Source organism: Sphingomonas larreae (assembly GCF_051400595.1).
In the GTDB taxonomy this organism is placed as follows: Bacteria; Pseudomonadota; Alphaproteobacteria; order Sphingomonadales; family Sphingomonadaceae; genus Sphingomonas.
This window is the reverse complement of record NZ_JBLFFI010000001.1, coordinates 1,403,245-1,423,608: the sequence shown is the minus strand read 5'-3', so window position 1 is coordinate 1,423,608 and position 20,364 is coordinate 1,403,245. Positions and strand designations below refer to the sequence as shown.

16 protein-coding genes are annotated in these 20,364 nt (G+C 69.5%); 9 read left to right on the top strand and 7 right to left on the bottom strand.

Translation table 11 applies throughout. The annotated features are described in order from the left end of the window. Nucleotides 1-126 precede the first annotated feature (126 nt). On the bottom strand, nt 127-666 hold the full coding sequence (locus tag ACMGDM_RS06455) for a SixA phosphatase family protein (RefSeq protein ID WP_436803272.1): 540 nt from the start codon (nt 664-666) through the stop codon (nt 127-129). After that, nucleotides 663-3,404 carry an ATP-dependent DNA helicase gene (locus tag ACMGDM_RS06450; RefSeq protein WP_436803271.1) on the bottom strand — a complete coding sequence of 914 codons (2,742 nt, stop codon included), beginning with the start codon at nt 3,402-3,404 and terminating at the stop codon, nt 663-665. Before ACMGDM_RS06450 ends, ACMGDM_RS06455 begins: the two co-directional genes overlap by 4 nt. A gap of 426 nt (nt 3,405-3,830) precedes the next feature. Here ACMGDM_RS06450 and sucC point away from each other — a divergent pair, with 426 nt between their 5' ends. The 4 genes from sucC (at nt 3,831) to ACMGDM_RS06430 (ending at nt 8,959) form a co-directional block, all read left to right on the top strand. Continuing rightward, nucleotides 3,831-5,030, top strand: coding sequence for an ADP-forming succinate--CoA ligase subunit beta (gene sucC / locus ACMGDM_RS06445; RefSeq protein WP_219755019.1), 1,200 nt, complete (start codon nt 3,831-3,833; stop codon nt 5,028-5,030). Nucleotides 5,031-5,429: 399 nt separating this feature from the next. Continuing rightward, nucleotides 5,430-6,179 carry an electron transfer flavoprotein subunit beta/FixA family protein gene (locus ACMGDM_RS06440; protein WP_436803270.1) on the top strand — a complete coding sequence of 250 codons (750 nt, stop codon included), beginning with the start codon at nt 5,430-5,432 and terminating at the stop codon, nt 6,177-6,179. Nucleotides 6,180-6,190: 11 nt separating this feature from the next. Continuing rightward, nucleotides 6,191-7,120, top strand: coding sequence for an electron transfer flavoprotein subunit alpha/FixB family protein (locus ACMGDM_RS06435; protein ID WP_436803269.1), 930 nt, complete (start codon nt 6,191-6,193; stop codon nt 7,118-7,120). Nucleotides 7,121-7,339: 219 nt separating this feature from the next. After that, nucleotides 7,340-8,959 carry an NAD(P)/FAD-dependent oxidoreductase gene (locus ACMGDM_RS06430; protein ID WP_436803268.1) on the top strand — a complete coding sequence of 540 codons (1,620 nt, stop codon included), beginning with the start codon at nt 7,340-7,342 and terminating at the stop codon, nt 8,957-8,959. Nucleotides 8,960-9,145: 186 nt separating this feature from the next. Here ACMGDM_RS06430 and ACMGDM_RS06425 read toward each other — a convergent pair whose 3' ends face one another. Beyond that, nucleotides 9,146-11,275, bottom strand: coding sequence for a M3 family metallopeptidase (locus ACMGDM_RS06425; protein WP_436803267.1), 2,130 nt, complete (start codon nt 11,273-11,275; stop codon nt 9,146-9,148). A gap of 117 nt (nt 11,276-11,392) precedes the next feature. After that, nucleotides 11,393-13,219, bottom strand: coding sequence for an ABCB family ABC transporter ATP-binding protein/permease (locus ACMGDM_RS06420; RefSeq protein WP_436803266.1), 1,827 nt, complete (start codon nt 13,217-13,219; stop codon nt 11,393-11,395). A 101-nt stretch (nt 13,220-13,320) separates the two neighbouring features. On the opposite strand from ACMGDM_RS06420, the gene ACMGDM_RS06415 reads away from it, so the two are divergent. Beyond that, entirely contained in the window at nt 13,321-13,554 is a 234-nt protein-coding gene (locus ACMGDM_RS06415) for a hypothetical protein (protein ID WP_436803265.1), read from the top strand. 64 nt (nt 13,555-13,618) lie between these two features. Here the strand turns inward: ACMGDM_RS06415 and ubiG are convergent, their stop codons facing one another. Then, nucleotides 13,619-14,371: a bifunctional 2-polyprenyl-6-hydroxyphenol methylase/3-demethylubiquinol 3-O-methyltransferase UbiG gene (ubiG, locus tag ACMGDM_RS06410; RefSeq protein WP_436803264.1), complete on the bottom strand. Its 753-nt coding sequence runs from the start codon at nt 14,369-14,371 to the stop codon at nt 13,619-13,621. A 52-nt stretch (nt 14,372-14,423) separates the two neighbouring features. Between ubiG and ACMGDM_RS06405 the strand changes: the two genes are divergently transcribed. After that, nucleotides 14,424-15,692: an aspartate kinase gene (locus ACMGDM_RS06405; protein ID WP_436803263.1), complete on the top strand. Its 1,269-nt coding sequence runs from the start codon at nt 14,424-14,426 to the stop codon at nt 15,690-15,692. A gap of 71 nt (nt 15,693-15,763) precedes the next feature. After that, the gene (gene ppk2, locus ACMGDM_RS06400; protein WP_436803262.1) at nt 15,764-16,525 is read left to right on the top strand and encodes a polyphosphate kinase 2; all 762 of its coding nucleotides are present in this window, start codon (nt 15,764-15,766) and stop codon (nt 16,523-16,525) included. A 78-nt stretch (nt 16,526-16,603) separates the two neighbouring features. Here the strand turns inward: ppk2 and map are convergent, their stop codons facing one another. Together map and ACMGDM_RS06390 are read right to left on the bottom strand one after the other, a co-directional pair. Beyond that, nucleotides 16,604-17,371: a type I methionyl aminopeptidase gene (gene map / locus ACMGDM_RS06395; RefSeq protein WP_436803261.1), complete on the bottom strand. Its 768-nt coding sequence runs from the start codon at nt 17,369-17,371 to the stop codon at nt 16,604-16,606. Nucleotide 17,372: 1 nt separating this feature from the next. Then, nucleotides 17,373-17,570 carry a ParD-like family protein gene (locus tag ACMGDM_RS06390; protein ID WP_436803260.1) on the bottom strand — a complete coding sequence of 66 codons (198 nt, stop codon included), beginning with the start codon at nt 17,568-17,570 and terminating at the stop codon, nt 17,373-17,375. Between the two features lie 143 nt (nt 17,571-17,713). Between ACMGDM_RS06390 and ACMGDM_RS06385 the strand changes: the two genes are divergently transcribed. Further along, nucleotides 17,714-18,457 (top strand): dienelactone hydrolase family protein, encoded by a 744-nt coding sequence (locus ACMGDM_RS06385; protein WP_436803259.1) that lies wholly within the window; start codon nt 17,714-17,716, stop codon nt 18,455-18,457. 55 nt (nt 18,458-18,512) lie between these two features. Beyond that, the gene (locus tag ACMGDM_RS06380) at nt 18,513-20,336 is read left to right on the top strand and encodes a DUF885 domain-containing protein (RefSeq protein WP_436803258.1); all 1,824 of its coding nucleotides are present in this window, start codon (nt 18,513-18,515) and stop codon (nt 20,334-20,336) included. Nucleotides 20,337-20,364 lie beyond the last annotated feature (28 nt).

The window sequence follows — 20,364 nt, the reverse complement described above, 5'->3', positions numbered from 1 at the left end:
CTCCCCGCGAGCGGGAGAGGATCTGAAGTCGGATACATCGAACCCGACGCGTGCTCCGGCGTGCGCCGGAGCACGATGGTGCAAGCCAAATGGATCACGCCTTAGGGTTTGCCCTGCGACGAAGCGCTACTCTCCCTCGGGCCCCAGCGCCGCGTCAATGTCGCGCGGGCGGATGAAGCGGGTCAGTGTCGCGCCGCCGCATGCCACCTCGCGCCAGCCGTCCACCGCAAAGGTCATCTCGGCCAGCGTCGCGGTGGGGTATTTCTCCTCCACCGCGTCACGCAGCCCGCCCGGCGAGTCGGGCACGAGCGCGAGCACCAGCTCCTCCAGCCCCGGATTGTGGCCGACCAGCAGCAGCGTCTCCGCCGCGTCGTCCTGCTCGTGCACCAGGTCGAGCAGCGTCGCCGCCGAGGCGAGGTACAGCCGCCGGTCCCACTCGGGCGCCAGCGCGCGGCCAAGTCCGCGCTCGAGCTCGCCGATCGTCTCGCGTACGCGCACCGCGGGCGAGGCGAGCACGCGGTCGAAGTCGAGCTCCATCGCCTTGATCTCGCGCCCCATCGCCTGCGCGGCGCGGCGACCTTTGGGGTTGAGCGGGCGGTCCAGATCGCGCGGCACGGCATCGTCCCAGCCCGACTTGGCGTGCCGCAGCAGCGTCAGCGTCTTCATTCGGGCAGCTCCGCTCGGGCGTCGTGGAGGTCGGCCTCATGCCCGATCGGCCCCGCGGTGGAAAGCCGCTGCCGCACGCGACTTACTGCCTCGTCGAGCGGCACGCGGGACACTCTGACGCCTGGCGGGAAGGCGTCGAGCAGCCGCGACGGCATCGCCGCCGAGAGCAGCACGAACATCCCCGCGTCGTCGCCGCGCCGGATCAGCCGCCCGAACGCCTGCGCCAGCCGCGCGCGCACGATGCGGTCGTCATAGGCGCTGCCTCCACCCGCGAGCCGGCGCGCGGCGTGGAGCACGGTCGGTTTGGGCCAGGGCACGCCCTCCATCACCACCAGCCGCAGCGACTGCCCGGGCACGTCGACGCCGTCGCGCAGCGCGTCAGTGCCGAGCAGGCTGGCGTGGGGATCGTCGCGGAAGATGTCGACCAGCGTGCCCGTGTCGATCGGGTCGACGTGCTGCGCGTGGAGCGGCAGCCCCGCGCGCGCGAGCCGGTCGGCGAGGCGGGCGTGCACCGCGCGCAGCCGGCGGATCGCGGTGAACAGCCCGAGCGCGCCGCCGCCCGACCCCTCGATCAGCCGCGCATAGGCGTTGGCGAGTGCGGGCACGTCGCCGCGCTTGACGTCGGTGACGATCACCACCTCGGCGTTGCGCGCGTAGTCGAACGGGCTCGGCGCGGTGAAGCGTCCGGGCGCGCGCTGGAGGTGCGGCGCGCCGACGCGCGCCTCGGCGGTCTCCCAGTCACCCCCAGCGGTCAAAGTCGCCGAGGTGACGAGCGCGCCGTGTGCCGGCTTGAGCACCGTGTCGGCGAAGGGCAGCGTCGGGTCGAGCCAGCGGCGATGCAGGCCGATGTCATATTCGCGCCCCTCGCCGCGCTCGACCGCGAGCCAGTCGACGTGGCGCGGGTCGGCCGGCCCGCCGACGCGCGCGAGCAGCGCCAGCCACGCCGCCACGGTCTCGGCGCGCCAGCCGAGCGAGGCGATCGCGCCCTCGACCCGCGCGCGCGCCGGCGCGTCCATCCAGTCGGGCGCGTCGGCGAGCACCGCCTCGAGCCGCTTGCCCAGCGCCACCATCGGGCGCACCAGCGAGTCGAGCGCGTGCGCGGCGGGGGCGGCGGCCTCGATCAGCTCGGGGGTGGGCTCGGCAAGCTCGGTCTCCAGGCCGTAGCCCGCGTCGGCGTCCTGCTCGGCGCGCGCATAGGCGACCCCGCGCACGGCGGCGAGCAAGGTCTCGAGCGCGCCGAACGGCTGTCCCTCGGCGACGCGCTGGAGCCAGCCGTCGGCGGCGAGCGCCCCCGCGGCGGCGACGATCTCGGTGATCGCGCGCGCGCCCTGCTCGTCGTAGCTGGCAAGGTCGGACAGCCGCGCCTGCAACCCGCGCCGCCGCCCGCGCGCATTGCCCTCGGGGCCGACGATCCAGCGGCGCAGCTCGATCGTCTCCTGCCCGGTCAGCGCGGTGCCGAACATCGCGTCGGCGGCGTCGAACAGGTGATGCCCCTCGTCGAACACGTAGCGCGTCGGCCGGGTCGCGGTCTCGCGCCCGCGCGCGGCGTTGACCATCACCAGCGCGTGGTTGGCGATGACGAGGTCGGCCTCGGCCGAGGCGCGCGCGGCGCGCTCGATGAAACAGCGGCGATAGTGCGGGCAACCGGCGTAGACGCACTCGCCGCGGCGGTCGGTCAGCGCGGCCGAGCCGTTGCGACGGAAGAGCGTGACGAGCCAGCCGGGCAGGTCGCCCCCGACCATGTCGCCGTCGTCGCTATAGGCCGCCCAGCGCGCCACCAGATGCGCCAGGATCGCAGCGCGCCCGGCGAAGCCGCCCTGGAGCGCGTCCTCGAGATTGAGCAGGCAGAGGTAGTTCTCGCGCCCCTTGCGCGTCACCACGCGCGCCTTGCGCACCGCGCGATCGGGGTGGAGCCGCCGCGTCTCATGCCCGAGCTGGCGTTGCAGCGCCTTGGTATAGGTCGAGATCCACACCGCGCCGCCGGCCTGCTCGGCCCAGAGGCTGGCGGGGGCGAGATAGCCCAAGGTCTTGCCGATCCCGGTCCCGGCCTCGGCGAGCACCAGATTGGGCATGTCGCGCGTCATCCGGGGCGCGAAAGCCGCCGCGGCGGCGGCGGCATAGGCGCGTTGTCCGGTGCGGAGCTCAGCGCCGCTGCCGGCGAGTCGCTCCAGCCGGTCGAGCACCGCGGCATCGTCGAGCGTCACCGCGCGGGGCGCGGGGCGCGGCGCGGCCTCCTGCCACTCGGGCAGGCGCGAGAACAGCCAGCGTTCGTGCTGCGCGGGCTTGGCGATCCGTGGCGCGACGATCGGCGCCCAGGGCCAGCGCGCGCGGGTGAGCGACTGCGCCGCGGTCCAGGCGCCCTCGCGCTCAAGCCAGTCGCTCGCCTGGGTCACCGCGAGCAACCGCTTGGCGGCCTCGGCGAGGAAAGCGGCGACCTCCTCGTCGCGCGCGGGGGCGTCGAGCCCGCTCACCTGCGCGATCCCGCGCGGGGTCGGCACCGCGAAACGGGCGGGGTGGAGGAAGGCGAACAGCTCGAGCAGGTCGAGCCCCGACAGCTCGGCATAGCCGAGCCGCTGCGCCACCAGTGGCGCGTTGAGCAGGATCACCGGCGTGTCGGCGGCGAGCCGGATCGCCTCGCCGCGCGACAGCGCGCGCGTCTCGCCGCCTTGCGCCACCCACACGCCCGAGTGGCTGGCATGAAGCGCAGGGTGCGGCAGCGCGGGAAAGGGCGACGTCACGCTCTCGCTCTGCGCCACGCGGAACAGATCGGCAACCGCAAACAAGCGGTGTGGTGCGGAAGGTGGTGCGGTGCGCCGTGGCGGAGGGGAAAGTCGAGAGCGTCGTGCGCCTTTGCCCACCACTTACCCGTCATCCCGGACCAAGTCCGGCATGACGGGAGTGCGTGGAGAGGGAGTGCGCTTCCAGGGACTGCGAGAAGCCTGCGAGTGCACGGCATCAGCCATCCCCGCCCTCCGCGACGACGCTCTCACGCGACGGAAACGCCCGCTCGAAAGCCAGCAGCACCTTCTCTTACCCAGGCTAATGCTATCGCATCGCAACTGCGCCGGTGTATCGAGAAAGCACATCCGCGGGGTGGATTCCCTCGCCGCAAGCGCCTAAGGCACGCTCCAGTCTAGTCTGTCCTGCTGTCTCGGAGACCGCGCATGAACATCCACGAATATCAGGCCAAGGAGCTGCTCGCGAAGTTCGGCGTGCCGGTGCCCGCGGGCTTCGCCGCGATGAGCGTGGAGGAGGCGGTCGCCGCATCCAAGAAGCTGCCCGGGCCGCTCTACGTGGTGAAGGCGCAGATCCACGCCGGCGGGCGCGGCAAGGGCAAGTTCAAGGAGCTGCCGGCCGAGGCCAAGGGCGGCGTCCGCCTCGCCAAGACCGAGGAGGAGGTGCGCCACGCCGCCACCGAGATGCTCGGCAACACGCTGGTGACGATCCAGACCGGCGACGCCGGCAAGCAGGTCAACCGCCTCTACGTCACCGACGGCGTCGACATCGCCAAGGAGTTCTACCTGGCGCTGCTCGTCGACCGCGCCACCGGGCGTGTCGCCTTTGTCGTTTCGACCGAGGGCGGCATGGACATCGAGACCGTCGCGCACGACACGCCCGAGAAGATCCACACCTTCGCGGTCGATCCGGCGACTGGCTTCCAGCCGCACCACGGCCGCGCCGTGGCGAATGCGCTCGGGCTGACCGGCGATCTCGCCAAGCAGGCGCACAGCCTCGCCGCCAAGGTGTACGACACCTTCCTCGGCACCGACGCCTCGCAGATCGAGATCAATCCGCTCGCGGTGACCGACGACAACAAGCTGATGGTGCTCGACGCCAAGGTCGGCTTCGACGGTAACGCGATGTTCCGCCACAAGGACCTCGCCGAGCTGCGCGACGAGACCGAGGAGGACCCGGCCGAGCTGGAGGCGTCCAAGTACGACCTCGCCTATATCAAGCTCGACGGCGACATCGGCTGCATGGTCAACGGCGCCGGCCTCGCCATGGCGACGATGGACATCATCAAGCTCAACGGCATGTTCCCCGCCAACTTCCTCGACGTCGGCGGCGGCGCGAGCAAGGAGAAGGTGACCGCGGCGTTCAAGATCATCCTTGCCGATCCCGCGGTGAAGGGCATCCTCGTCAACATCTTCGGCGGCATCATGAAGTGCGACATTATCGCCGAGGGCATCGTCGCCGCGGCGAAGGAAGTGAACCTGTCGGTCCCGCTGGTCGTCCGGCTCGAGGGCACCAATGTGGAGAAGGGCAAGGAGATCCTGTCCACCTCCGGCCTCGCGATCGTGCCCGCCAACGACCTGGGCGACGCCGCGCAGAAGATCGTCGCCGAGGTGAAGAAGGTGGCCTGATTGGGGAGGGGCGGCGCCAGTGGTGCCGCCTCACGTCACCCACTGTCCTGCGTCATCCCGGACTCGTTCCGGAATCCACCCATACGCGCGCTTATCGGCCGCCGGGTACGCGGCACGGTGGATCCCGGAACAAGTCCGGGCTATCGGTGAAGTAGCAGGCGGGCGTCGCGCGCTTCTGCGTTGTCCCTCCGCCCGAACGTCGGCCTTCGCCGCGGGACAACGCGAAAATCACCTGGCCCGGACACCTTGTCCGCGCCCCGCGCGTTGACGCCGCGAACGCTGCCGCTACGGCAACCGCGCTTTCCGTACTAAACTTGCGAAAAGCGCGGAAAATCGCCATGTGGAGCCCATAACGGGGCCGCGAACGCGTGCCCCGGTCGCAGGATCGGAAGGACGCTGATGAAGGTCTTGGTGCCGGTCAAGCGCGTGCTTGACTATAACGTGAAACCGCGTGTGAAGGCGGACGGCTCGGGGGTCGACCTCGCCAACGTCAAGATGAGCATGAACCCCTTCGACGAGATCGCGGTCGAGGAAGCGATCCGGCTCAAGGAGAAGGGCACCGTCACCGAGATCGTCGCGGTCTCGATCGGCGAGCCCAAGGCGCAGGACACGCTGCGCACCGCGCTGGCAATGGGCGCCGACCGCGCCATCCTCGTCACCAGCGACACCAAGGTGGAGCCGCTCGGCGTCGCCAAGATCCTCGCCAAGATCGTCGAGGAGGAACAGCCGCAGCTTGTCATCCTCGGCAAGCAGGCGATCGACGACGACAACAACCAGACCGGCCAGATGCTCGCCGCCCTGCTCGGCTGGGGCCAGGCGACCTTCGCCTCCAAGGTGGAGCTGAGCGCCGACGCGGTGACGGTGACGCGCGAGGTCGACGGCGGGCTCGAGACCGATCGCTACACACTGCCCGCGATCGTGACCACCGACCTGCGCCTCAACGAGCCGCGCTACGCCTCGCTGCCCAACATCATGAAGGCCAAGTCGAAGCCGCTCGCGACCAAGACCGCCGCCGACATCGGCGTCGACGTCGCACCGCGGCTCACCACGGTGAAGGTCGCCGAGCCGGCCAAGCGCACCGCGGGCGTCAAGGTCGCCGACGTCGACGAGCTCGCCGGCAAGCTCAAGTCGCTCGGCATCGCGAAGTAAGGGAGCGCAGCATGAAGACTCTGGTTTGGGTCGAGCACGACGGCCAGTCCGTCAAGGACGCTACGCTCTCCGCGGTGACCGCGGCGGCGAAGCTCGGCGAGGTCCACCTGCTGGTGGCGGGGCAGGGCGTCGACGGCGTCGCGCAGGCGGCGGCCAGGATCGCGGGCGTGGGCAAGGTCCATGTCGCCGACGACGCAGCCTATGCGCACCAGCTCGCCGAGAATGTCGCGCCGCTGGTGGTCGAGCTGATGGGGCACCACGACGCCTTTGTCGCCCCGGCCACCACTACCGGCAAGGCGATCGCGCCGCGCGTCGCCGCGCTGCTCGACGTCATGCAGATCAGCGACGTGCTCTCGGTCGAGGGCGAAGACACGTTCACCCGCCCGATCTACGCGGGCAATGCGATCGCCACGGTGCAGACGCGCGATGCCAAGAAGGTGCTGACGGTGCGCGGGACCGCCTTCGAGAAGGCCGCGGCCGAGGGCGGCAGCGGCACGATCGAGGCGGTGGCGGGCACCGGTGACACCGGGCTTGCGACGTTCGAGGGCTCCGAGATCGCGGCGCTGACCCGCCCCGAGCTGACCAGCGCGCGCGTGATCGTCTCGGGCGGGCGCGCGCTCGGCTCGGGCGAGAAGTTCCACGAACTGATCGAGCCGCTCGCCGACAAGCTCGGCGCCGCGGTGGGCGCGAGCCGCGCCGCGGTCGACGCGGGCTATGTCCCCAACGACTATCAGGTCGGCCAGACCGGCAAGATCGTCGCGCCGGAAGTCTATGTCGCGGTCGGCATCTCGGGCGCGATCCAGCATCTCGCGGGGATGAAGGACTCGAAGATCATCGTCGCGATCAACAAGGACGAGGACGCGCCGATCTTCCAGGTCGCCGACGTCGGCCTGGTCGGCGATCTGTTCAAGATCGTGCCGGAGCTCACCGAAAAGCTGTGAGGGGGAGCGGCCGATCGTGAGATCCCGCCGCAGCCTCACTCACCTCGTCATCCCGGACTCGGTCCGGGATTCACCCGTACGCTAGAGCAACGAGCCAGGTTCCTGCGGCACGGTGGATCCCGGAACCAGTCCGGGATGACGGATGAAAATGTCGCGCGCCGACAAAGCGGTCGGCAACTCGATTTGGCCGCTGCCCCCGCGCGGTGTAAGGCGCGCGCCATGATCCGGCTTTCCAACCTGCGCCTGCCGCTGCGCCACGACGACGCGGCACTACCCGCCGCGCTGCACGAGCGGCTCGGCGTCGCCGCCAATGATGTGCTCGGCTGGCAGGTGGCGCGCCGCGGCCATGACGCGCGTGGGCGCGGGCGCATCGCGTTGGTCTATTCGGTCGACGTCGCGCTGCGCGACGAGGCCGCGGTGATGGCGCGGCTCGGCGACGACAGGGACGTCCGCCCCACCCCCGATACCGCCTACCGCCCCCCCGTACTCGCCCCAAGTGACGGCGCGCGCCAGCGCCCGGTGGTGATCGGCGCCGGGCCGTGCGGCCTGTTCGCCGCGCTGATCCTGGCGCAGGCGGGCTTCCGCCCGATCGTGCTCGAGCGCGGCAAGGTGGTGCGCGAGCGGACCAAGGACACCTGGGGGCTGTGGCGGCGCGGCGTGCTCGTGCCCGAGTCGAACGTGCAGTACGGCGAGGGTGGCGCGGGCACCTTCTCCGACGGCAAGCTCTACAGCCGCATCAAGGACCCGCGCCATCTCAACCGCAAGGTGCTGGAGGAGTTCGTCGCCGCCGGCGCGCCCCCCGAGATCCTCACCGAGGCGCATCCGCATATCGGCACCTTCCGGCTGGTGACGATGGTCGAGAGCATGCGCGCGTCGATCGAGGCGCTCGGGGGCGAATACCGCTTCTCGACGCGGGTCGACGGGCTCCACGTCGAGGCGGACGCGCGCGGCGAGCGCCGCGTGCGCGGGCTGCACCTCCACAACGGCTCGTACCTGGAAGCCGAGCATGTCGTGCTCGCGGTCGGGCATAGTGCGCGCGACACGTTCGCGATGCTGGCCGAAGCAGGGGTGCACGCCGAAGCCAAGCCCTTCTCGCTCGGCGTGCGGATCGAGCATCCGCAGTCGTGGATCGACCGCGCGCGCTTCGGCGACGACGCCGGCCACCCCGCGCTGGGTGCGGCCGAGTATCACATCTCGCACCATTGCTCGAACGACCGCACCGTCTACAGCTTCTGCATGTGCCCGGGCGGCACGGTGGTCGCCGCGACCTCGGAGGAGGGGCGCGTCGCCACCAACGGCATGAGCCAATATTCGCGCAACGAGCGCAACGCCAACTCAGGGCTGGTGGTCGCGATCGACCCGGCGCGCGACTATCCCGGCGACCCGCTCGCCGGGATCGCGCTCCAGCGCCACTGGGAGGAGCGCGCGTTCGTCGCGGGTGGGCGCGACTATCGCGCGCCGGCGCAGCGCGTCGGCGACTTCCTGGCGGGTCGCGCCTCCACCACGCTCGGCAGCGTGACGCCGTCGTACCGCCCGGGCGTGACTCCGACCGACCTCGCCACCTGCCTGCCGGATTTCGTGATCGACGCGATGCGCGAGGCCCTGCCGGTGTTCGGTCGCCAGATCCGCGGCTATGACGACGCCGACGCGGTGATGACGGGGGTGGAGACGCGCACCTCTTCGCCGGTGCGCTTCACCCGCGGCGCCGACTTCCAGAGCCTCAACACCGCCGGGCTCTATCCCGCCGGCGAGGGGGCGGGCTATGCCGGCGGCATCCTCTCCGCCGCGGTCGACGGGATCAAGGTGGCGGAAGCCGTAGTGGCGCGGGTGATGGCCTGATCGCCGCGCCGGGACGGACCCCGTCGCGCCGGAGACGTGGTCGATCGATGCCGTGTCTTGGTTGGTGGCTGACGAAAACCACTGCCGCGAGTGACGACTTCCGCAAGCCTTGGCTCCGCGTCGGCGGAATCCCGCTGACGGCTCACGCCAGGGGGCAGGACGCTGACCGTCCCGCCCTCCCCGCCGTCACTGCGTCACGCGTGAACCGTCCGCGTTGAGCCCGAGGTTGTGGAGCAGCGGCGCCACCTCCGGATCCTTGCCGTAAAAGGCCCGGAACATCGGCGCGTAATCCTCGGTATGCCCCTTCGACAGGATCATGTCGCGGAAGCGCTGGCCATTGGCGCGCGTCATCCCCCCGTTGCGCTCGAACCAGTCGTAGGCGTTGGCGTCGAGCATCTTGGTCCACTGATAGGCGTAATAGCCGGCGGAATAGCCATTGCCCCAGATATGGAGGAAGTAGGTGGAGCGATAACGCGGCGGCACGTCGGCGGTGTCGAGCCCCGTCTCGGCCAGCGCCTTGGCCTCGAACGCGTCAGCGTCCTGCTTGCCGGCGCTGGCAGGAAGCGAGTGCCAGCTCATGTCCAACTCCGCCGCCGCCAGCGCCTCGCCGAAGGAGTAGCCGGTGTTGAACGTCGCGGCGCGCTTGATCTTGCCGACCAGCTCGTCCGGGATCACCGCGCCGGTGCGATAGTTCACCGCATAATGCGGCAGCACCTTGGGATCGAGCGCCCAATGTTCGTTGAACTGTGACGGAAACTCGACGAAATCGCGCGCGGTGTTGGTGCCCGAGACGGACGGATAGGTCTGGTTCGCGAACAGCCCGTGCAGTGCGTGGCCGAACTCGTGGAACATCGTCCTCACGTCGTCGAAGGTGATCAGCGCGGGCTGGCCCGCCGCGGGCTTGGTGAAATTGCCGACATTGTAGATCACCGGCTTGGTGCCGAGCAGCTTCGCCTGGTTGACGAAATTGGACATCCAGGCGCCACCGTTCTTGTTGTCGCGCTTCCAATAATCGAAATACATCAGCCCGATGGTGCGGCCGTCCCCCTCGAACACTTCGTAGACCATCACGTCGGGCTGGTAGACGGGGATGTCGGTGCGACGCTTGAAGGTGATGCCGTACAGCTGGGTGGCGGCGTAGAACACGCCGTCGGTCAACACCTTGTTGATCTCGAAATAGGGTTTGAGCTCGTCCTGGTTGAGGTCGTACTTGGCCTTGCGCAGCTTCTCGGAATAGAGGTCCCAGTCCCACGGCTTGAGCGCGAAACTGCCGCCCTCGGCCTTGATCTGCGCCTGGAGCTCGCCCGCCTCGCGCTTCTGCTCGGCCGCGACCGGGGCGCCGAGCTGGCGCATGAAGGCGAGCGCGGTCTTGGGCGTTTTGGCCATCTGGTCGGACAGGACATAGTCGCCCCAAGTGGCGAAGCCGAGCAGCTTGGCCTTTTGCGCACGCAGCGCCGCGATCTGGCTGATCGTCGCGCGCGTGTCGTTGGCGTCGCCCTTCGTCGCGCGCGTCCAGCTCGCGTTGAACAACGCCTCGCGGGTGGTGCGGTCGGTGAGCGTGGCGAGCGCGGGCTGCTGCGTCGTGTTCTGTAGTGTCAGCACGTATTTGCCCGCGAGGCCGCGCTCCTTGGCGGCGTCCGCCGCGGCGGCGATCTCGGCGTCGGAGAGGCCGGCGAGCTTGGCCTTGTCGTCGACGATCAGCGCCCCGGCCTTGGCGGCGGCGAGCAATTTCTGCTGGAACGCGGTCTCCAGCGTGGAGAGCTGCGCGTTAAGCGCGCTCAGCGCCTTCTTGTCGGCGTCGTTCAGCTGCGCGCCGGCGTGGACCATATTCTCATAGGTCAGCGTCAGCACCTGACGCTGCTCGGCGTCGAGCTGAAGTTTGTCGCGCTGGTCGTACAGCGTCTTGACCCGCCAGAAGAGCTTGGGATCGAGGTTGATCGCGTCCTGGTGCGCGGCGAACCTGGGGGCGAGTACCTCCTGCGTCTTCTGCAACACGTCGTTGGTGTTTGCGCCGTTGACGCCCGAGAAGGCGAGGGCTGCGCGCTCGAGCAACCGGCCGGACTTCTCCAGCGCGGCGATCGTGTTCTCGAACGTCGGCATCGAGCGGACGTTGACAATCGCGGCGATCTCGCGGCGCTGCTCGGCCATGCCTGCCTCGAGCGCGGGCAGATAGTCCGAGTCCTTGATCTTGTCGAAGGGCGGCGCCTGGTAGGGCAGCGTGCTCGGCTGGGCGAAGGGATTGGTCGGGCTGAGCGTCTGCGCGATGGCGGAGGAAGACATCATTGCCACGAGGGTGGCGACGGCGAGGGAACGCATCGTTGCTCCTTGAGCTGGAGGATGCGCGCCTGATGCACCCGCGCGGGGATAGGGGCAAGCGTGCTGCCCTATCGTGGGTCGCGACTCAGCCTCGCCCAGCGGTGAAGAGGCGAACCCTCACGCCACCGCGACCGGCGCATCTTCCGCTTCCTCGCTCTCGGCCGCCTGGCGCGCCCACATCGACGCATAGAGCCCGTCGCGCACCAGCAGCTCGGCGTGTGTGCCGCGCTCCACCACGCGCCCGGCCTCGAGCACCACGATCTGGTCGGCGTGGACAATCGTCGAAAGCCGATGCGCGATCACGATCGTGGTGCGTCCGCGCTCGATCGCGGCCAGCGTCTCCATGATCTCGCCCTCGGTGCGGCTGTCCAGCGCACTGGTCGCCTCGTCGAGGATCAGCAGCGGCGGGTTCTTGAGCAGGGTGCGCGCGATCGCCACGCGCTGCTTCTCGCCGCCCGACAGCTTGAGCCCGCGCTCGCCGACGCGCGTCTTGTAGCCCTCGGGCTGGCGCTCGATGAAGCCGGCGATCGCCGCACCGCGCGCCGCAGCGGCGACCTCGGCCTCGCTCGCGCCCTCGCGACCATAGGCGATGTTGTAGCCGATTGTGTCGTTGAACAGCACCGTGTCCTGCGGCACGATCCCGATCGCAGCGCGGAGTGAATCTTGCCGAACGCGCGCGATGTCCTGCCCGTCGATCGTGATCCGGCCCTGGTCGACGTCGTAGAAGCGGTACAGCAGCCGCGCCAGCGTCGACTTGCCCGCGCCCGACGGTCCGACCACCGCGCAGGTGCTGCCCGCGGGCACGTCGAGATCGATCCCCTTCAGGATCGGCATGCCCGCGTCATAGCCGAACGCCACGCCCTCGAAGCGGACATGCGCGTCGCGCACCGACAGCGCCGGGGCGTCGGGCGCGTCGATCACCTCGGGCGCGGTGTCGATCAGGTCGAACATCGCGCCCATGTCGATCACACCCTGTCGGATGGTGCGATACACCATGCCGAGCAGGTCGAGCGGGCGGAACAGCTGCGACAGGAGCGTCGACACCAGCACCACGTTCCCCGCGGTGAAGCGTCCCTGGCTCCACCCCCAAGCGACCCAGGCCATGCCCAAGCCAAGCATCAGGTTGGTGATCAGCGCCTGGCCGATGTTGAGCCACGCCAGGCTGTTCTCGCTCTTCACCGCGGCCTCCGCGTAGGAGCGCATCGCGCCGTCGTAGCGCTTCGCCTCGCGCTCCTCTGCGCCGAAATATTTGACGGTTTCGAAATTGAGCAGCGAGTCCACCGCATGCGCTACCGCGCCGGTGTCGAGATCGTTCATCCGCTCGCGCAGTGACGAGCGCCAGTCGGTGACGACGCGCGTGAACCAGATGTACAGCGCCACCATCGCCAGCGTCGCGGCCACCAGTGGTAAGCCGAACTTGACCTGGAAGATGCCGAGCACCAGCACCAGCTCGAGGATCGTCGGCGCGATGTTGAACAGTAGGAAGTAGAGCATCGTGTCGATGCTCTTGGTGCCGCGCTCGACCACTTTGGTGACCGCGCCGGTGCGCCGCTCGAGATGGAATCGCAGCGACAGCCGGTGCAGATGGCGGAACACCCGCGCGGCGAGCCGGCGCGTCGCCTCCTGCCCGACCTTCTCGAACACGGTGTTGCGCAAATTGTCGAACAAGGTGGTGCCGAAGCGCGCGGCGGCATAGCCGACCACCAGCAGGACGATCAGCGCCACTGGCGTCGTCGCCACCGCCATGCCGTCCACCGCGCCCTGCAGCGCGAACGGCGCCCCATAGACCTGCACCAGCTTGGACACCACCACCAGCACCAGCGCGCCGGCGACGCGCAGCTTCATCCCCGGCGAGTCGCTCGGCCAGAGATCGGGAAGGAAGCGGCGGAGCGTCGGCAATAGCGGACGGTCGGTGCCGGGGGCGGCGGGGCGGTCGGGAGGCATGTGTTTCAAATGTCGTGTGCCATCGCGGGAGCGTCAACCGCAGGGGCGAAACGGGAACGGCGTCCGCGCGGGATCGTTCTACCGGACGTGAGGAGGCGGCGATGGACGCGGTATTCTTCGTGATGGCGATCATGGGCTGCGGCGACGGTGCGAGCGGATGTGCCGAGGCGCGTGTCGCGCCCGCGCATTATGCCACGGTGCAGCAGTGCGAGGCGGCGATGGCAGACGTGCTCGCACGCAACACCGACCTGGATTATCCCGTCGTGAGCGCGGCGTGCCGCCGCAACGGGCCGCAATGGGCGGACAAAGCGGCGGAGGGTAGGCGGCGCGGCTGAGCCAAGGTCCTGCCACACGCGGCGCGCAGATCCTCCCCGCTGAGCGGAGAGGATAGCGGATCGGCTACCGCACCGACGTCACGAAATAGTCGAGCGCGGTGGAGCTTCCCAGCGCGAAGCCCTTCGTCCCCAGCGTCAGCCCGGTGACGTCCGTCACGGTGAGCCCCGCGTCGGCGATCATCGCGCTCAGCTCGTCTGGCGTGAGAAACTTGTCCCAGTCGTGCGTGCCGCGCGGGATCTGGCCGAGCGCCTCGGCCGCCTCGACCAGCGCGGCGCGCGACAGCCAGGTGCGATTGGGCGTGCTCATCACCAGCAGCCCGCCCGGCGCCACTGCCGCCGCCAGCGCCGCCACGAACGCGCGCGCGTCCGCGACATGCTCGACCACCTCGAGCGAGGCGACCAGGTCGAACGTCTCGCCTGCCACGGCCTCGACCCCGCCGGCGCGATAGTCGATCGTGAGACCGCGCCGCGCCGCATGGTCGCGCGCCACCGCGATACTCTCCGCCGCCGCATCGACCGCAGTCACCGCCGCGCCCAGTCGCGCGAGCGGCTCGGCGAGCAACCCGGCGCCACAGCCCATGTCGAGCACGCGGCGGCCCGCGAGCGGCGTGAACGAGCGGTCGTCCAGGTCCCAATGGCGGTCCACCGCGCCGCGGAGGTAGCGCAGCCGGACCGGGTTGAGCCGGTGCAGCATCGCCGACGAGCCCGCCGGGTCCCACCAGTCCTGCGCGAGCCGGCCGAAATGGGTCGCCTCTTTCGCCACGACGGAGGCATGCAGCGGCGAAGTGGTTGCGGTTGTTACGCTTGCGTCGGTCATGTGCGCTTCCTATCAGGACGCCCCTCTTCTCCCAAGGCGTTTGGATACGGCATTGGCGCGGATCGTCATGAAGTTCGGCGGCACCTCGATGGCGGGGATCGAGCGAATTCGCGCGGTCGCGGCGCGGGTGAAGCGCGAGGTGGCGGCCGGCAACCAGGTGGCGGTGGTGGTTTCCGCGATGGCGGGCGAGACCGACCGGCTGGTCGGCTTCTGCCGCGAGGCGTCGCCGCTGTACGATCCGCGCGAATATGACGTCGTCGTCTCCGCGGGGGAGCAGATCACCAGCGGACTGCTCGCGATCGCGCTGCAGGCGATCGACGTGCCGGCGCGCTCGCTGCTCGGCTGGCAGCTGCCGATCCGCACCGATTCCGCCTTCGCCAAGGCCCGCATCGACACGATCGATACCGCTGCGCTGGAGGCGAGCTTTGCCGCGGGCGCCGTGGCGGTGATCCCCGGCTTCCAGGGCGTCGCGCCCGGCGAGCGCATCACCACGCTGGGCCGCGGCGGATCGGACACGTCGGCGGTGGCGGTAGCGGCGGCGATCCGCGCCGACCGCTGCGACATCTACACCGACGTCGATGGCGTCTACACCACCGATCCGCGGATCGTACCGCGCGCGCGCAAGCTCGCCAAGGTGACCTACGAGGAGATGCTTGAGCTCGCCTCGGTCGGCGCCAAGGTGCTCCAGACCCGTTCGGTCGGGCTGGCGATGAAGGAGAAGGTCCGCGTCCAGGTGCTGTCGTCGTTCACCGGCGAGGACGCACCGATGGCGGACACGCTGCCCGGCACGATGATCGTGGGCGAAGAGGAGATTGAGGACGTGGAACGCCAGCTGATCACCGGCATCGCGCACGACAAGAACGAGGCCAAGATCACGCTCACCAGCGTGCCGGACCGGCCCGGTTCGGTGGCCAGCATCTTCGAGCCGCTCGCCGGCGCGAACATCAACGTCGACATGATCATCCAGAACATCGCGCATCGCAGCTCGGGGAGTACCAGCGCGACCGACGTGACCTTCACCGTCCCGGCCGCGGACCTGGCGCGCTCGATCGAGGCGCTCAACCAGGCGCGCGAGACGATCGGTTTCGGCGAGCTGATCCACGATCCGCGTGTCGCGAAGATCAGCGTCGTCGGTGTGGGCATGCGCAGCCACGCCGGCGTCGCGAGCACGATGTTCACGACGCTGGGCGCGCGCGGCATCAACATCCAGGCGATTTCGACCAGCGAGATCAAGGTGTCAGTGCTGATCCACGAGGACGAGACCGAGCTTGCGGTGCGCGTGCTCCACACCGCTTATGGGCTGGACGCCGAGGCCGCCTAGCCGCGCCGATCACACGCATCGTTCCGCCGCCGGCGCGTTATAGCGTGGTGGAGCGACGGAGCGTGACGCGGATGAACAAGAAGGACGACCAGCACGTGAGCCTCGAGGACCTGCAACTCGCGCTGGTCCGCACGCAACAGGCCGCGGCGCGATCGGGCGAGCGCGTCGTGGTCGTGCTGGAAGGACGCGACGGTGCGGGCAAGGACGGGGCGATCAAGCGGATCACCGAGCACAGCTCGGTCCGCGCGACGCGCGTGGTGGCGCTGCCCAAGCCGTCCGACCGCGAGCGCACGCAATGGTATTTCCAGCGCTACATCGCGCATCTGCCGGCCGCGGGCGAGTTCGTGATCTTTAACCGCTCCTGGTACAATCGCGCCGGGGTCGAGGTGGTGATGGGTTTCTCCACCGGCGCGGAGCAGGCCGAGTTCCTGCGCGACGCGCCCGACTTCGAGCGTATGCTGGTGGAGAGCGGGATCAAGCTGGTGAAGCTGTGGCTCGACATCAGCAAGGACGAGCAGCGCGACCGGCTCGCGGCGCGGCGCGAGGACCCGCTCAAGGCGCTCAAGGTCTCCGACATGGACGCGGTCGCCCAGTCCAAGTGGGACGATTACACCGCGGCGCGCGACGTCATGCTGACGCGCACCCACACGCCGCTGGCGCCGTGGCATTGCGTGCGCGCCGACGACAAGAAGGCGGCGCGGCGCGCAATCATCGCGCACCTGCTGCACCGCACCGCACCGTCGGAGATCGCACGTGACGTGCCGCTGCCGGATCCGGACGTGCTCTTCAACTTCGAGGCGAGCGCGCTAACCGACGGGCGACTGTCGAAGTGATGCCGATCTCCGGCGGATCGGCGCCGTGGCTGCGGCGCGGAACCGCACAAGCGGTAAGCGCCGGGGAAGAAACTTGTGTCATGCCGCGCGGCGTTCGTCCGCGCGCAGAGTGAGCACGTCCACACCGGTCGCGGTGACCGCTACCGTATGTTCGAACTGAGCCGATAGCTTGCCGTCCTGCGTCGTCACGGTCCAGCCGTCGTTGCTGGTGTTCACGCGCCGGCTGCCCTGGTTGAGCATCGGCTCGACCGTGAACACCATGCCCTCGCGCAGCACCGCACCCGTGCCCGGGCGGCCGAAGTTGAGCACCTGTGGCTCCTCGTGCATCGCCCGCCCGATGCCATGGCCGCAGAACTCGCGCACCACTGCATAGCCGTGCTTCTTGGCATGCCGCTCGATCGCGGCGCCGATGTCGCCCAGCCGCGCGCCCGGTCGTACGGCGGCGATCCCCTGCCACATCGCCGCCTGCGCGACCGCCACCAGCCGTCGCGCCGCGGGTGCCACCGTGCCGACCGCATAGGTCTTGCTCGAGTCGGCGATGAAGCCGTTCTTCTCCAGCGTGATGTCGAGGTTGATGATGTCGCCGTCGCGGATGATCTCGGTCGCGCTGGGCACGCCGTGACACACCACCTCGTTGCGCGAGCAGTTGAGCACGTACGGGAAGTCATATTGCCCCTTGCTCGCGGGGCGCGCTTGCAGGTCGACCGTGATGAAGCGCTCGACCAGATCGTTGACCGCCAGCGTCGACATGCCCGCGAGCGACTGGCGATCGAGCATCTCGAACACCGCCGCCAGCAGCTTGCCCGAAACGCGCATCAGCGCGAGCTCGTCGGGCGTCTTCACCATCTCAGGCGGCGACCGCGCGAGGTTGCGCCGACTCGCGCCGCATCCGCACGATCTCGGTGAAGCTGAGTGTCGGGTTCGCCTCCGCGAGCATCCCGATCGTCATCCAGAACTCCGCCTGCGCGTTGATCGAGCGGCACATCACCGCGCTGGCGCGCCGCGCCTCGGCGTGCAGTTCGTCGTCGATCTTCACAATGCCCATGCGCCAGCTCCCCAGTGAGACGATATGGTTCGTATATGCTTCATAGCCCGGAGGAAAGGGGTGACGTCCGCCGCCGGCTGCGCCGTCTTGCCGCGCGCGCGTCGCGCTGCCACAGCACACCGCGCCACCGGGGAGCCACCGTTATGATCGTGCGCAGCGACGAGATCGAGGACGTGCCCGTGCCCGGCGCCGGCACGATGCGCGTCCATCTGTTCCGCCCCGCCATCGCCGGGCGCTTCCCCGGCGTGCTGTTCTTCTCCGAGATCTACCAGGTGACCGCGCCGATCCGCCGGCTTGCCACCCTGCTCGCGGGTAACGGCTATGTCGTCGCGGTGCCCGAGGTGTACCACGAGTACGAACCTGCCGGCACCGTGCTCGCCTATGACCAGCCGGGAACCGATCGCGGCAATGCGCTGAAGTTCACCAAGCCCGTCCCCGCCTTTGACGCCGACGCCGCCGCTGCGCTGACCGCGCTCGCCGCGCACCCGGCGTGTGACGGGCGGCTCGCCACCTTCGGTGTCTGCCTGGGTGGGCATCTCGCCTATCGTGCCGCGCTCGACCCGCGCGTGGGCGCGGCGGCATGTTTCTACGCTACGGACATCCACTCCGGATCGCTCGGCGCTGGCCGCAGCGATGACAGCCTTGCGCGCATGGACGAGCTCCGCGGGGAGGCAATGTTCGTGTGGGGGCGGCAGGACCCCCATGTCCCCTTCGCCGGGCGCGAGGCGATCCGCGCGCGGCTCGAGGCGGTCGGCGCGTCGTACGAATGGCACGAGGTCAACGCACCGCACGCCTTCCTGCGCGACGAGGGGCCGCGCTACGATCCCGCGCTGTTCCTCCAGAGCGTCGCCTGGACACTGGCGCTATACCGCCGCGCCCTGGCGTAGCCGCGGTTGCGCGCTACCCGGTGAGGCGACACAAGGGGCGTCTCACCGGGAGAAGATGATGCGTCGAGTTGCCGCGCTGCTGTTGCCCCTCACTTTGCCGCTGACGCTCGCCGCCGCACCCGCGGCACAGGCGCCGGCCGTCGCGGCCTCAACCGACGCGGCGGATCGCGCGCTGCTCGCCTTCCTTGATCAGAAGTTCGACGAGCAGCTCGCGCTCAGCCCGGAGAGCCAGACCCAGCTCGGCCTCAAGACCGACAATGATCGGCTCGACGATTATACCGACGCCGCCAAGGTGCGCGCGCGCGACCTCTCCGAACGCCAGCTCGCCGAACTCCACGCGCGTTTTCAGCCGGCACAGCTCGGCGCCGCGGCACGAGTGAGCTACCGGCTGTTCGAGGAAGAGGTGGCGCGCGCCCGCGCCTCGTTCCGCTTCCGCCAGCTGCAATTCCCGGTGTCGACCAACGGCAGCCCCGCCGGCGCGATCCCGGTGCTGCTGATCAACAACCATCGCGTCGACACGGTCGCCGACGCACGCGCCTATGTCGCGCGGCTGCGCGACACTGATCGCGTGATGCGCGAGGTCGCCGCGACGATGCGCGCGCAGGCGGCCAAAGGGATCATTCCGAACAAGGTCAATTTCGCGCCCGCACGTGCCGACGCGGTGAAGGTGATCACCGGCGCGCCGTTCGACGCCGGGGCGGACTCGACGCTGCTCGCGGACGTCCGCAAGAAGGTCACCGCGCTGGACGCTCCCGCTGCGACCAAGAGCCAATTGCTCGCCGATGCCACCGCCGCGCTCAGGGGACCGTTCCGCCACGGCTATGACGTGCTGATTGCCGCGCTTGACGAGATCGCGCCGCAGTCGACCGGCAACTACGGCGCGTGGCACCTTCCTGACGGTCAGGCCTATTACGCCGACCGGCTGCGCGAATCGACCACGACCGATCTCACCGCCGACCAGATCCACCAGCTCGGGCTGAAGCAGGTGGCGGCGATCCGCGCCGAGATGGAGGCGGTCAAGCGTCAGGTCGGCTTCAGCGGCACGCTCGAGCAGTTCTTCGATAAGGTCCGTACCGATCCGTCGCTCAAATACCCCAACACCGCCGCCGGGCGCGAGCAGTATCTGAGCGACGCGCGCGCGGTGATCGCGGGGGTGATGGCGGCGGCGCCGCGCTATTTCCGCGTGCTGCCCAAGGCACCGCTCGAGGTGCGCGCGGTGGAGAAATGGCGCGAGGGCACCGCCTCCACCGCTTTCTACAACCCGCCCTCGGCCGACGGCACGCGGCCGGGCATCTATTACGTCAACCTCGTCGACATGAACCAGACGCAGAAGGTGCAGGTCGCGGGCATCGCCGCGCACGAGGGCGCGCCGGGACACCATTTCCAGATCGCGCGCCAGCAGGAGCTGGCCGACGTGCCCAAGTTCCGTAAATTTGGCGGCTACGGCGCCTATATGGAGGGCTGGGGGCTCTACTCCGAGCGGCTCGCGGACGAGATGGGCGTGTACAAGACGCCGTACGACCGGTTCGGCATGTTGTCGCTGCAGGTATGGCGCGCGATCCGGCTGGTGCTCGATACGGGCATCCACTCCAAGAAGTGGACGCGCGAGCAGGCGATCGCCTATTTCCGCGGCAATAGCTCGGTGTCCGACACCGACATCGCGCGCGAGGTGGATCGCTACTTCAACTGGCCGGGGCAGGCGACCAGCTACATGGTCGGCCAGCTCAAGATCGCCGAACTGCGCGCGCGCGCCGAGCGCGAGCTCGGGCCCAAGTTCGACATCCGCGACTTCCACGAGGCGGTGCTGAGCCAGGGGGCGCTGCCGCTCGGCGTGCTGGAGGAGCAGGTCAACGGCTACATCGCGGCCAAGAAGGGGTGAGCGCCGCGCGTGCGGAGTGAGGGGCGGC

Coding starts and splice junctions, on each gene's coding strand:
- ACMGDM_RS06455 (WP_436803272.1), bottom strand. CDS start 666: ATGAAGACGCTGACGCTGCTGCGGCACGCCAAGTCGGGCTGGGACGAT.
- sucC (WP_219755019.1), top strand. CDS start 3,831: ATGAACATCCACGAATATCAGGCCAAGGAGCTGCTCGCGAAGTTCGGC.
- ACMGDM_RS06440 (WP_436803270.1), top strand. CDS start 5,430: ATGAAGGTCTTGGTGCCGGTCAAGCGCGTGCTTGACTATAACGTGAAA.
- ACMGDM_RS06435 (WP_436803269.1), top strand. CDS start 6,191: ATGAAGACTCTGGTTTGGGTCGAGCACGACGGCCAGTCCGTCAAGGAC.
- ACMGDM_RS06430 (WP_436803268.1), top strand. CDS start 7,340: ATGATCCGGCTTTCCAACCTGCGCCTGCCGCTGCGCCACGACGACGCG.
- ACMGDM_RS06425 (WP_436803267.1), bottom strand. CDS start 11,275: ATGCGTTCCCTCGCCGTCGCCACCCTCGTGGCAATGATGTCTTCCTCC.
- ACMGDM_RS06420 (WP_436803266.1), bottom strand. CDS start 13,219: ATGCCTCCCGACCGCCCCGCCGCCCCCGGCACCGACCGTCCGCTATTG.
- ACMGDM_RS06415 (WP_436803265.1), top strand. CDS start 13,321: ATGGACGCGGTATTCTTCGTGATGGCGATCATGGGCTGCGGCGACGGT.
- ubiG (WP_436803264.1), bottom strand. CDS start 14,371: ATGACCGACGCAAGCGTAACAACCGCAACCACTTCGCCGCTGCATGCC.
- ppk2 (WP_436803262.1), top strand. CDS start 15,764: ATGAACAAGAAGGACGACCAGCACGTGAGCCTCGAGGACCTGCAACTC.
- map (WP_436803261.1), bottom strand. CDS start 17,371: ATGGTGAAGACGCCCGACGAGCTCGCGCTGATGCGCGTTTCGGGCAAG.
- ACMGDM_RS06390 (WP_436803260.1), bottom strand. CDS start 17,570: ATGGGCATTGTGAAGATCGACGACGAACTGCACGCCGAGGCGCGGCGC.
- ACMGDM_RS06385 (WP_436803259.1), top strand. CDS start 17,714: ATGATCGTGCGCAGCGACGAGATCGAGGACGTGCCCGTGCCCGGCGCC.
- ACMGDM_RS06380 (WP_436803258.1), top strand. CDS start 18,513: ATGATGCGTCGAGTTGCCGCGCTGCTGTTGCCCCTCACTTTGCCGCTG.